The 12,220-nt window shown below is 36.2% G+C and carries 12 protein-coding genes and 1 pseudogene; 11 read left to right on the top strand and 2 right to left on the bottom strand.

Annotated features, from left to right (window positions below):
- The first annotated feature begins 312 nt into the window (after positions 1-312).
- The 9 genes from B2C77_RS22215 to B2C77_RS22205 all read left to right on the top strand — a co-directional run bounded on the left by B2C77_RS22215 (position 313) and on the right by B2C77_RS22205 (position 7,550).
- Entirely contained in the window at positions 313-2,076 is a 1,764-nt protein-coding gene (locus tag B2C77_RS22215; protein WP_254844007.1) for a hypothetical protein, read from the top strand.
- A gap of 4 nt (positions 2,077-2,080) precedes the next feature.
- Positions 2,081-2,626: an SUKH-4 family immunity protein gene (locus B2C77_RS19205; RefSeq protein ID WP_077706512.1), complete on the top strand. Its 546-nt coding sequence runs from the start codon at positions 2,081-2,083 to the stop codon at positions 2,624-2,626.
- 609 nt (positions 2,627-3,235) lie between these two features.
- Positions 3,236-3,826 carry a phosphotransferase gene (locus B2C77_RS19200; RefSeq protein ID WP_367946664.1) on the top strand — a complete coding sequence of 197 codons (591 nt, stop codon included), beginning with the start codon at positions 3,236-3,238 and terminating at the stop codon, positions 3,824-3,826.
- An 87-nt stretch (positions 3,827-3,913) separates the two neighbouring features.
- Entirely contained in the window at positions 3,914-4,885 is a 972-nt protein-coding gene (locus B2C77_RS19195) for an IS30 family transposase (RefSeq protein WP_077702006.1), read from the top strand.
- The gene (locus tag B2C77_RS19190; protein WP_077706510.1) at positions 4,882-5,280 is read left to right on the top strand and encodes an aminoglycoside phosphotransferase/kinase family protein; all 399 of its coding nucleotides are present in this window, start codon (positions 4,882-4,884) and stop codon (positions 5,278-5,280) included. The genes B2C77_RS19195 and B2C77_RS19190 overlap by 4 nt, the downstream gene beginning before the upstream one ends.
- Before the next feature lie 16 nt (positions 5,281-5,296).
- Complete coding sequence (locus B2C77_RS19185; protein WP_367112732.1) at positions 5,297-5,839, top strand: GNAT family N-acetyltransferase; 543 nt, start codon at positions 5,297-5,299, stop codon at positions 5,837-5,839.
- Positions 5,840-6,115: 276 nt separating this feature from the next.
- Positions 6,116-6,529, top strand: a complete 414-nt coding sequence (locus B2C77_RS19180; protein ID WP_077706509.1) for a GNAT family N-acetyltransferase — start codon at positions 6,116-6,118, stop codon at positions 6,527-6,529.
- Between the two features lie 58 nt (positions 6,530-6,587).
- Positions 6,588-6,983: an HD domain-containing protein gene (locus B2C77_RS22210; protein WP_254844006.1), complete on the top strand. Its 396-nt coding sequence runs from the start codon at positions 6,588-6,590 to the stop codon at positions 6,981-6,983.
- A gap of 36 nt (positions 6,984-7,019) precedes the next feature.
- Positions 7,020-7,550 carry a hypothetical protein gene (locus B2C77_RS22205; protein WP_254844005.1) on the top strand — a complete coding sequence of 177 codons (531 nt, stop codon included), beginning with the start codon at positions 7,020-7,022 and terminating at the stop codon, positions 7,548-7,550.
- A 250-nt stretch (positions 7,551-7,800) separates the two neighbouring features.
- On the opposite strand, the pseudogene B2C77_RS19170 reads toward B2C77_RS22205, so the two are convergent.
- Positions 7,801-8,274 (bottom strand): annotated as a pseudogene (locus tag B2C77_RS19170) (GNAT family N-acetyltransferase).
- Positions 8,275-8,554: 280 nt separating this feature from the next.
- Here B2C77_RS19170 and B2C77_RS19165 point away from each other — a divergent pair.
- Positions 8,555-9,187: a LysE family transporter gene (locus B2C77_RS19165; protein WP_077706507.1), complete on the top strand. Its 633-nt coding sequence runs from the start codon at positions 8,555-8,557 to the stop codon at positions 9,185-9,187.
- Positions 9,188-9,665: 478 nt separating this feature from the next.
- Positions 9,666-11,054: a 23S rRNA (uracil(1939)-C(5))-methyltransferase RlmD gene (rlmD, locus tag B2C77_RS19160; RefSeq protein ID WP_077706506.1), complete on the top strand. Its 1,389-nt coding sequence runs from the start codon at positions 9,666-9,668 to the stop codon at positions 11,052-11,054.
- Between the two features lie 295 nt (positions 11,055-11,349).
- Here rlmD and B2C77_RS19155 read toward each other — a convergent pair whose 3' ends face one another.
- Positions 11,350-12,207 (bottom strand): LysR family transcriptional regulator, encoded by an 858-nt coding sequence (locus tag B2C77_RS19155; protein ID WP_077706505.1) that lies wholly within the window; start codon positions 12,205-12,207, stop codon positions 11,350-11,352.
- Positions 12,208-12,220: the final 13 nt, after the last annotated feature.

Here is a 12,220-nt window from a genome sequence, read left to right as displayed (position 1 = left end):
TTCCGTTGTTTTCATTTATCTTAAGTCCTAACCGTTTGCTTTTTGAGGGCATAGTCGATGCGTGGATAAAATGAAGGGAGCGCATCCTTTGTGTTTTCTTATTAATAACACTATCTCTTGTAACTATAACTGAAACTAGTTACAGATAATGGTGTTTTTCAGTTTTTAATAGTAAAAATAACCTATGTAAAAACAAGGAAAAAAGACGCATGGTGTATGGGTTATTTTACCATTAAGATTTATATAGAGGAAGAAAACTGAAATGTCTTAAAAGCAAGGGGATTAAAAGTATAGGGAGAAGGGGGATAGTTTGTGAAGCGTGACTTACAAATTAATTATGGGGTTTTAGATGATATTATTGGAGAACTTCGGACATATAAGTGTGCTTTAGAAAAAATGGACGATTCACTTGATAAAGTGAGTAACTTTGTGCAAACAAATGAGGGAAAAAGTGTTGAAGCATGGGATCAGAACATTAGCACCTCGAAAGAAAAAATTGCAAATTATGAAACACAGATCAATGACCTTTTATCCCTGTTTGAAAATTATGTAACAGACACTACAAGATTTATTTCCCCCATTTCAAGAAATACGATGATGCGTGTGGATCGTAATGATATTTGGGCGAATTTAAAGCAAATAGAGGGCGGTATAACTAATAATCTGTTTAAGGCATTAAACAAAAGCTATCAGCAACCTTCTTCATTTTTCGGTATGTTTGATGACCCAACGGATGCGGAAAAAGAAGCAAGTGAGTTCAACCGACGCCATATGGAGCGAATCCAAACGAGCATTGAAGCAACGAGAAAAAAGCTGGAACGTAATATGGACGAGTTATGGGATTTATATAATTCCAAAGTAAAAAGATTTGAAAATGCAGATGATGAATACAATAATTTGGCCGGTAACGTAAAAAGGAAATATACCAATTTCTTTGAAGGTGTCATGGATGTTGTCAGTAGTGTTAACAAAGCTGTCGATGATTTTGAAAAAGGGATAGTAAACAGCATTGCGGGCATGGTTACGGGACTGCTAACCGTAGTTAAGGATGCAGGTGTTGTTGCCGTGTCTGGTATTGTTCCTGATCCCGTGGAGCCATCTTGGTTAAAAGATAGTGCAGATGAAACAGTTGATGCCTACACACAAGCTGCGTTACAATTCTTACAAGACCCTATGCGTGCAGTAGAATCAACTGCCCAAGCTTTCACAGATACTGCGGAAAGTGAAGGAGTTATGTACGTTACTGGTGCGACCATTCCTGCCTTAATACCAGGTAGTTTGGCTGTCAAAGGAGCATCAGGAGTTGCAAAACTAGGCGCAGCGAGAAGAACGCCGAAATTATTGGATAGTAAGCCTTTTAGCGGTAACTATTATCGGAAAAAGGTTGATGCAGCTAAAGCTGGAATGGCTAAAGTGACAGAGAAGTTCACTTTTGGTAAAGACTATGCCCTTTCAACTGGTGGCGCAAACTTTATACTAAGAGATAAAGCTCTTGAGGACCACGTCAATCCCCAATTGGTTAATATGAAGAATGGTGGAGGGGAAAGAGTAGAGGTTAAGGATAAGGTTAATAATTATGAGACTCTTACTCTCCATAAATGGAGTAACGATGGTAAATATGATAAAGTTAGAGGATATAGAGGCAGAGACCTTACATTGTACAACAAAGAGTATTTGGTAGACCCAAGGCTTGTAGTTGAAATGAATTTTAAAGGTAAAGCTCGTTCAGGAACTAACGCTGCTGGGTGGGAAAGAAATGCAAAAAAATTCTTTAATTCACTACTGAAAAGTAAACCTGAGTTTTGGAGTGTAGAAAATACGTCTCTGATAAAGAGGGGGCGTGTACCCAAGGTAGATGAGCAGTTTTTAAATCACTTTCCACAATATAAGGAATACCTACAAGAACCAATGCGGCACCATCATATTGGAGAAGGTGGGCAAGCAGTAGCCCTTCCAAAAAGTTTGCATCCGGGATATGGTGGTATCCATAATGTGGAAAAGGAGTGGGGTGTTACTGGGGTAGATGATGAAATTGCTAGTAGATTAGATACCTTTATAAAAGATTCGGGAAGGTGATAAAATGATAACACCAGAAGAATTTAGTGATAAATGGGATGTTATTAGTAATGGTCCGTTAATTAAATTTAATAACCAAGATTTAATGAATTCAGGATTTTCGGATGAAGTAAAAAGATTTCTGTCTATAGGAGGTTTACCTGAAACTCCACCTCCATATTTGGAGTTTACTTCACCACAATTCATACCTATTACCAATATATTCAATATGCCAGAAGAGTTTAAGAAGTATTGGCTCTTGGGGACAACTAGTGCAGGGGATTTAATATGTATAACTGAGAAAGAAGAAAATATAGTGTTACTCAATAATGGAGACAATTATAAAGAAATATTTGTTAATACTTCTCTAAATCAATTTGCTGAGTGTCTATTAACTTATGTAAACATGATTGATAAAGCAATAGAGGTTAAAGGTGAGGATGCCTTTATTGATAACGATATACCAGAAGTAGTGATTAATTGGTTAAAAAACGAATTAGAGAGAGTAGATATTAAATGTATGCAACCAGGATTTTTTTGGTATGTTGAGTGGGAAAATCTATTTGAATAACGACTAATAATGATGAATTTGTTACAATAAAATAAAATAAAATGGACAAAAAACACCTACTAACTAAGAATAGGTATTACTTTTCTTGTTTTTGACTTGTAGGTGTTTTTTACTGTTAAATTTATGAATTTACTTGAATTATTCAAGAGATAACTTGATAACTAACTAACGAACGAACGCTTATGTAATAAGGGGGCAAATACAATTTGCTTCTGCGCTACTACAGGCTTAGCTCGAGAGTTACACCTGATGATAACACATCAATTCTATAGAAAAAGGAATGTTAAGTAAAATTATGGTCTAATCCAACACTCAGATGATGATGAGTCTATTAGTGCTGGTAATAGACTTCTAGAGGAAGTATCAAGGCTTCGTTGCTACTACATTTTAGTGTTACATATTTAGCTAAATGCTTTCGCTTTCGATAGCTTATTCACACTTTCTATTGCATATTTTTATTACGTAATTACTTCAAAGACTCTAGCAACAATCCATAGGCTTTTTTATATTCTAGTACATTCTGCAAGGTTTTATTTATTGTTCATCAGTAAAACAATTATGAAACTTCTTCTCTTATAATTCGTTAAATTATAAAAGGGGGCGAATTATATTATTAATCGGAGACATTTACGCAAAGGGGCAAGCTTATTTGGGGTAAACGAATCAGACTTAAAGTTAATTGGTGGGTTCTCGAACAATGTTTTTGCAGCAAATAGCGATAAAGTGTCATTGATTATAAAGTATTATCCCAGTTCCATGTATAAAAGGGATTCGATTGCATCAGAGTTAGACTGGATCATCTATCTATCTGAATCTGGAATGAATGTAACGGTTCCTATTGCTTCCATAAATAATAAGCTTATGGAAGTAGTATTCAATAAGGACGAAGCATGTTATGTAGTCGGTTTTGAAAAGGCAAAAGGGGAATTTGTGAATGTTTCTAATCATAAAGAATGGAATGCAAGCCTTTTCTATACCTGGGGAAAGACGTTGGGGAACATACATCGTCTATCCAAATTCTATCAACCAAAAGATCCAAACATAATAAGAAAAGCTTGGGATAAAGATACACTTTTTACAGATGTCATTCATAATAACGAGTTGATAAAGCAGAAATGGGAAAATTTCATTTGTAAACTGAACAAGCTGCCTAAGAATACAAATGGGTACGGGATGATCCATCATGATTTACATCCCTAGATTGTAAAATTAAGCGAGACACCAAAAAAGACATGTCATGATATACTCAACGAATAACCAACCAAAGTTAAGGAGAGTGTATCTGACATGTCCTACACCCATCTTACCAAAACAGAACTGGTATTCATAGAGGAATATCATGAATTCGGCCTTTCTGGTCGAAAAATTGCCAATAAATTAAAGCGTGGCCATGAAGCTGTTTATCGTGTTATTAGACAACTGAAAGAAGGACTTACTGCGATAGACGTTTATCTACAATATCAAGCGAATAAAGCGACATGTGGTCGTAAAAAGATTCAATTAACACCTAACGAAAAAGCCTATATTCATGAAAAAGTCCGCGATGGCTGGACGCCTGATGTAATAATCGGACGAAACGAAAAGACTATCTCCTGCAGCATGCGCACGCTTTATCGAAAGTTTTCATCAGGCGAATTTAACCAAAATGATTTACCTATGCAAGGCAAACGCAAACCAAATGGTCACCAGGAAAGAAGAGGAAAACAAAAATTTCGCCGCACCATCCTTGATCGTGATCACGATCACCCAAATTACAAGAAAGAATTTGGTCATCTAGAAGGAGATACCATTGTGGGACGTCATCACAAGAGCGCTGTTATCACGCTTGTTGAGCGTTTAACAAAATGCATCATCGCAATTAAACCAGCTGGTAGACAGGCAACCAATATTGAAACATCGCTCAATCAATGGTTTGAGCGATTACCAAAACACTTATTTAAGTCCATTATCTTTGACTGCGGGAAAGAGTTTTCCAATTGGAAATCCATCAGCAATGAACAAGATGTTGATATTTATTTTGCAGATCCTGGAACGCCATCCCAAAGGGGGCTAAATGAGCATTCCAACGGTCTTCTGAGAAAGAATGGGCTACCAAAAGAAATGGACTTTAATCCTGTGTCACAAGAGTATATTTCTGAGGTTGCACTCCGACGGAATAACATACCAAGGAAATCATTGAAATACAAAACACCAATGGAGTGTTTCATAGATTATGTCGGTCAGGATTTTGATAAAAGCATGTTGTCTCGCTTAATTTGACAAATCAAAATCATAAAAACTTTTACTTGTATCAAAACGAGCTGGTTTTATTCGATTTTGGCGATTCCACATATCATTGGTTTGTATATGATATTGCGGTTGTCTTCTATCATGCTATGCAAGTCGTGGATGACAGGAGAAAAAAGGATTTTGTGTCTACATTTATTCGCTCATTCTTAAGGGGATATGAAACGGAAAATCAACTTCAATCTGATTGGCTGTTAAGAATTCCTTTCTTTTTGCACTATAGGCAGCTCTATTCCTATCTGTATCTATCAACCTATCTGACAAACGAACAACAAAGCGATGTTAAAATAAAGCAATACTTGAACCGCTTACAATCGAAAATAGAAAAGGATACCCCCGTCATCGATTTTCGCTTACCAATCCCTTGAAAAAGGAGGAATTCTTTTGTTCGTTTCCAAACAAGTTAAATTAAGAAAAATGCATATAGAAGATGTGGAGTTATATCACGCTTGGAGAAATGATATGGATGTTATGTTTTTTACCAATCCAGCCTTAGACTCGTATGCGTTATCCGAAACAAAAGCTTTTGTTGAAGGCGTTATTCTACATTCAACCAGTTCTAAAAGCTATATTATAGAAGATAAAGAAACGGATAAAGCGATAGGTATTACATCATTGATTAATATAGATCAAAAAAATCGAAACGCAGAATGTATTATTGATATTGGTGAAAAAGATTATTGGGGAAGGGGTGTTGGTAAAGAAGCACTGAAATTATTGCTTGATTATGCATTCTTAGAATTAAATTTTCATCGTGTATCGTTGCGCGTATTTTCGTTTAATGAAAGAGCAATTCAATTATATCGTAAATTAGGATTCAAACAAGAAGGGGTAAGTAGACAAGCGCTGTATCGAAATGGAAATTGGCATGATATAATCCATATGGCCATGCTGCAACATGAATATATGCCAGCACAAGAAAGCTAAATGAGGTTTTGCGTACTCTTTCTTAAGTTCGTATAAGATATGTTGAGGAACATTCTAAAATAATATTTAAAATGACTTTCAATTTGCAAATTTATAAATTTAATGTATAATGTTGGTAAAAATTATATTGCTCGTTTGAAAGAATTGTATAGTAAGTCAAGGCATGTAAATAACAAAAGCAATCTACTTTTATATTGCTAATACAAGTGGATTGCTTTTTTTTATGTTTTCAACGAAGGGCAGACTTCATTTTCAAAGAATAGGTGGGGATTTATAATGGCAATTCAATATTTAGAAAATAGCTGTAATGATCAAGAGCAAATTACGGCTTTGTATGACAATGTAAAATGGACAGCATATACAGATGATGTTCCTAACTTAATGCAAGCGATAGCACATTCATTAACTGTGATAACAGCATGGGACAATAATCATTTAATAGGTCTTATTCGCGTCGTTGGGGATGGCTATACGATTATTTATATTCAGGATATTTTAGTAAACGAAGCGTACCAAGATCAAGGGGTCGGATCTGCATTAATGCAGCGTGTGTTGGATAAATATCGAGATGTACGCCAAAAAGTCCTTCTGACAATTGATGAACCTGATGTAAGAGCTTTTTATGAGAAACATGGATTCAAATCGTGTGATAAGGGCAGTTTAGTAGCCTTTGCCAAATTGCATGCATAGTTCGCATTACAATACCAATGAAATGCGTTAAATTTTTAAAGAGACAGGAGGAATGAAGGTGGAATATGATTCTGTCCTATCAGAACCATTATATAAGGAAGTGGAGTTCTATGCTTGGGAAAAGCAACTTTTTCAAACAAGTTATGTTAGAAGGTTGAAGTATCTTGCACACTTCGGTGGTGGTGCCTTTGTATCACCTGTTGTGCATAGCAGATATGAACATACAGTGGGAGTGTGGAAGCTGGCGGCCCTTTATTTTCCAAATCATGATGTCTTAAGGGCAGCAACCATTTTACACGATATTGGTCATTTACCATTTTCCCATACGGTCGAAAAACTATTAGACTACAATCATCATGCTTTAACAGAAGCATACATACAAGACGGGGAAATTGCTTCCATTCTCCATAATGCTTATTTACAGCCTGAAGATGTTGTGCAATATCTTCGTTAACCTTCTCCTTTAACAGGGACAAGGGAGGTTTTAGGTTTGGATCATTTAGATAGTTTTTTACGAGATACGTACATGAGTGGCGGAATGGAAGAATTACCCAGTGAAGTATTAAAGCGAATTCATTGTTCAGACCGAGGTGTAGAAACAGATAAACAAACGGGTCTTCAATTACTTCGATTAATTATTCGAGATCATGAACTATTTCTTTCGCCCCTATTATTAGCAGTAGATCGGTTGCTAGCAGAAGCTATTTTGATTTTGTGGAACAATGGTGGGGGAAGTAAGGAAGCGTTCGCTAAACAAACGGATGCAGATGTCATTGCTATATTAAAGTCCTCACAAAATCCGAAAGTGCGAGCTATTATCCATACTATTTTATACCATCCTGAGCAAATTCATGTACATCAAGCCACATCAGAACAAGGTATCCGTTGTGGCGTTAGAAAGGTGTATCAAAAAAGCCCTATTGCAAACGGAAGGGCTTTAGCTGAAACCGTAGAAGGAAAAGCAATATTAAACCGTTTGGAGCAATTAAAAAAAGAATACGAGGTAAGTATTCCTTTATGAGCTTAATGAGGCGGGGAGGAGTATTAAAAAAAGTGACAATGGGTCTAATTAAACAAACGTTTGTATGAAATAGTTTAGCTAGAAAAGTGGTGGGAGAGGTCAATGAATCCTTACCGCTTGCCAGAGATGTTAACTAAGTTTATGCAGGGCAGAAAACGATAACAGCGACATCGTAAGCAAAAAACTCTTTTCTTCAAAGAAACTTAAACTTAGCTACCCTCTGCCCTTATTACCATCTTCTTGACAGATATTAGCGCAACTGTTTTACAAAGCAAACTCTATCTTGACCTTTTCCATCATAAGTAGTCGTAACTTCAACACCGTCGATCTGTTTATTTCCTTCCTCAATGTAAAAACCCATTTTCTTATGATAAGCAATCGAAGTTTTATTGACAGGCGAAGTTACACAGCGGACAATTTGACGGTTATGTTGTTTAGCCACCGTAAAAAAGCGCTTATATAATAATTTCCCAATTTGTTGGTTTCTATATTGAGGATGAACACCGATGAAATGAATGTATGCTTCATTCGCTTTAGACGGAGAGAGGAATCCAATAAGAAAGCCTACAATCTCCCCCTCTATTTCTGCAACAAAGCTTGTATTTGTAAAGTGATCGAAAAATAGCTTCGGTAACATAGCTGCCATATCCCTTCCTCCTCACCATTCATTAATGAGTGGTGCTAGCGAATAGAAGTCGGAACTGTTAACAAAACGAATATGTATGCTTGCATGCATGATTCCCTTCCCCCTTTCATTTTATGTTTTTCCCATATTGTATCACACGCTTAAAAGCTATTCGGAACTGTTTTTATTGAGGATAAGAAGAATGATAGCAGCTCTGTAAATGCCGTTTTACGTAATAGATTTATTTAAAGATGAAAAATGAATTGTTTCAAACAGAATCTTTCGAAAATTTATGATAAACTATAACATAACAATTTATAGAGAGCTAGATTTTTCATTCAATTCTATCAAGCGTTTGCAAGAGAGGGGGATTAGACTCATGGAATGGTATTTAAAATTTATTTTAGTGGGCTTTTCCATTGCTTTGCCTGTTGGGGCGATTACTGTAGAAATGACGAAACAAGGCTTGAAAAATGGCTTTTTCCATGGGTGGGCTGTTGGCTTTGGTGGAATGACAATTGATGCGTTGCTGATTCTGGCGTTATACTTTGGTCTTGCGCAAATATTATCATTGCCTTATGTACAACTACCTTTATGGGTGATTGGCGCAGTGTTTTTATTTATGCTTGCTTACGACTCCATTAAAAATGCGGATAAGGATATTACAATGGCAGGAGGGAAGGTAAATCGCTCTTTAGCAAAAACGTATCGAAATGGATTGCTAGTGGCTGTTTCGCCAGGAAATTTAGTTTTTTGGGTTTCCATATTCGGAGTCGTTTTAGCGGATTCTTACTCTCAATCGGGACAGGCTAGCTTTATTATTTCTGCTTTAGGTATATTAACAGGGATTCTTTTGCATGATGTTGGCTTGTTATCTGTGGTTTCCATTACCCGTAAAGTGATGAGCAGAGCGATGATTAAATGGACATCCGTGGTTGCAGGCGTTATGTTATTCGGTTTTGGTTGTTATTTTCTCTACGAGTTTTATGTGAATGTACAAAATGTATTGTAACAAAGGTTATAGTCTATATAGAAAGTGTTCAACCTATAGGGTGTTTGCAAAAAAACTGATCAATGGCGGTCAGTTTTTGTTTTGGTTAATTTGCTCTTTTAAAAGAAAAATAACTTTCACCAGAAAGGATCTAATTGCTTAATTTTTCATGGTTAACGTAATAGTTGCGTTCATGAATAAATGATTATATGATAATGCTTAGCATATTTGCTTCTAGAAAAGATGACGCCATTTATTCCAAATAGAAGGCGTTGTAAGATCCTTATTTCAAGGATTGCAAGTATGCATTGGTTACATCTAAATGGCTCGTTTTATAAGGGATAGTATGTAGTAATGATAAGATTTACCTTAGATGCTTAAAGGAATAGATGACTAGCAAAAAAATAGTGTATGGATATATGTATGAAACTATTAAGTTGAGGATATTTATCAGAATTATAAAAAAACAATAGATTTCGAGCATACAAGGAGGAAATAAATGGCGTACAAATATAATGATAATACTTTTATAATGGAAATAACGCAGTTTGATGCAAAAGGTTCTGGAAGAGCGGTTATTCAACGTGAAAACAAACAAGGTAAACGGAAGAAACAACACATCACCATTCCCTACACACTTCCTGGAGAAAGGGTGCAAGCGACACTTGTGCCTCCGTATCGAAATAGAGTTGCCAAGCCAGATCAAATTATCGAAGCCCATCCAGAACGCATCGAGCCAGCATGTCTTCATTTTGGTAAATGCGGTGGCTGTTCTTGGCAGCATATATCATATGCAACTCAATTAAAGGAAAAAACTTCCCAAGTAAAACAATTATTAGAAGAGCAACACTTTGATTCAAATGTCGTACAATCAACTATTGGTGCAGATGAAGCTTGGTATTACCGAAATAAAATGGAATTTACATTTAATAAAGCAGGCGAGCTTGGTTTACATGAAAAGGGCAATTATCAAAATATTATTCCTTTAGAAACATGCTTCATTGCCAGTCAGGAAATGGTGAATGCAACGACGGAAGTAGCTAAGTGGGCTCAAGCACACAGGTTGTCAGGCTATGATAAAGAAACGAAAGAAGGGCTGCTCCGTCATCTCATGGTGCGTCATTCCCAAGCAACTGGAGAAATGATGCTCGCTCTATTCGCAACAGAAAGCCCAGTTGAATCCTCTGCTTTGTCGGATCTTAAGGAACGCATAAAGGATAAATTTCCGTCTGTAACAAGCTTACTTTGGTTGGAAAATCGAGATATTGCTGATAAAGTACAAGCGCAGCAAGTCCATGTTCTTGCAGGGCGAGATTTTATTTACGATGAATTGGCTGGTTATCGCTATCGATTGTGGTATGATACATTCTTTCAAACAAATCCGAAACAAGCGGAAAAATTAGTAGAATTAGCACTAGAAATGGCTCAACCTCAAGCAACAGATAAAATGATTGACTTGTTCTGTGGTGTTGGTACCTTTTCTTTACCGTTTGCAAGTCGTGTTTCACAACTTGCTGGAATAGAAATCGTAGAATCCTCCATTGCATCGGCAAAACGGAATGCCTCTGACAATGGTGTTCATAATACATTATTCTTAGCTAAAGATGCTCGCCACGGTCCTAGAAAGATGCTTGAAACATTTGGTAATCCTGATGTATTGCTACTCGATCCACCTCGGTCAGGAGCGGGCGGAAAAGTCATGCGTCGGATTGCGCGTTCAAAGCCAAAGCGCATTGTCTATGTATCTTGTAATCCAAGAACACTTGTTTCAGATATAAAAGAGTTTGTCCCATTTGGCTATCAACTAGAGGTGGTTCAGCCTGTTGATTTGTTTCCACAAACGTATCATGTGGAGTGTGTGGCGTTGCTACAAAGAGAAACTATATAGAAATGCTTCATTTTAAATACTTTCTCAAGCATTTTGTGTAGGAGAAGGTGAAAAAATAGAAACAGTAGTCTAACTTGTGTCCAGTTAATGAACTGCGAATATAGTTTTTCCGATTTGAAGTTTGGTAAACTGTTTCTTTAGATAGTTGCATTTGAGATGTATAGGCTATTATCACTTAATATCTTTTGAAGGATTGTAGTTAAAAAGTTATACGTTTATAAGCAGGGGAGCTTTCAAAATGTTCCCCTGCTTTATTATGCAATTTTTGGTTAAAAAGATAAAAATGTGTGATAGTTTAGTCCGTGTTTTTAATATACTGATATAGTATCGGTCCGAGTTTTTCATTTTTACTTACTAAAGATATCGTTCTTGTTCTTCCGAAATCAACAATTGGTAAAGAAAAAACATTGAGATGATTGATGTTTTTTGCCAATAATTCCGGTATTATTGTTATCCCTGTTCCCGTAGCCACAGAACCATAAATAAAATCACCGAAAGACACTTCGCTTACTATATTTGGCTGGTAGCCAATTAATTCCATTTGACGTACAATATGGCTCCTTACATCACAAGGGGCTTGATGAGTAATTAATGGTTCTCCACACAATTCGATAAGCTTAACGTTATTTTTAGATTTATACTCATGATCTAAAGGAAACAATGCATAGTATTGTTCTGTAAACAATTCGCTGCTCCATAATGACTCATCGATATGTTCTGCTTCTATAAAAACTGCATCGAGTCTCTCTTCCTTTAAAGACTGTAATAGTTCATGGGAAGTATTTTGAAGCATTAATGAAACTGGTCTCTCCATAAATTTGAAGTCTTTTATTCTTAACGGTAAATAGTAAGTAGCTATGCTTGGCAAACTACCTATTACAATAGGATTATTTCGACAAAATGCTTGCAGATCTGTACGAATTAATGTTAATTCTGCAATGATAGGCATAATTCTATTGTAAAAAAGCTCCCCGGCTTCCGTTAGTGTAATACCAGTTGGAGTTCTATGAAATAGTCTAACGTTTAAGTTAATCTCTAGATTTTTAATATGTTTACTCAAAGCTGGTTGGGAAATATTATTTATGCTTGCAGCTTTAGAAAAACTCTTTTGTTTTGCAGCCTCCGTAAAACTTTGCAGCCAATCTAAATTCATTGTACCAACTCCA

The organism is Virgibacillus dokdonensis, from assembly GCF_900166595.1.
Classification (GTDB): Bacteria; Bacillota; Bacilli; order Bacillales; family Amphibacillaceae; genus Virgibacillus; species Virgibacillus dokdonensis.
Note: the sequence above shows the minus strand (reverse complement) of the source record. Positions and strands in the feature narration are given on the sequence as shown.

Bases quoted from the DNA above. Each gene is read 5' to 3' on its own strand.
- B2C77_RS19205 (WP_077706512.1), top strand. From the start codon at position 2,081: ATGATAACACCAGAAGAATTTAGTGATAAATGGGATGTTATTAGTAAT.
- B2C77_RS19195 (WP_077702006.1), top strand. From the start codon at position 3,914: ATGTCCTACACCCATCTTACCAAAACAGAACTGGTATTCATAGAGGAA.
- B2C77_RS19180 (WP_077706509.1), top strand. From the start codon at position 6,116: ATGGCAATTCAATATTTAGAAAATAGCTGTAATGATCAAGAGCAAATT.
- B2C77_RS19165 (WP_077706507.1), top strand. From the start codon at position 8,555: ATGGAATGGTATTTAAAATTTATTTTAGTGGGCTTTTCCATTGCTTTG.
- rlmD (WP_077706506.1), top strand. From the start codon at position 9,666: ATGGCGTACAAATATAATGATAATACTTTTATAATGGAAATAACGCAG.
- B2C77_RS19155 (WP_077706505.1), bottom strand. From the start codon at position 12,207: ATGAATTTAGATTGGCTGCAAAGTTTTACGGAGGCTGCAAAACAAAAG.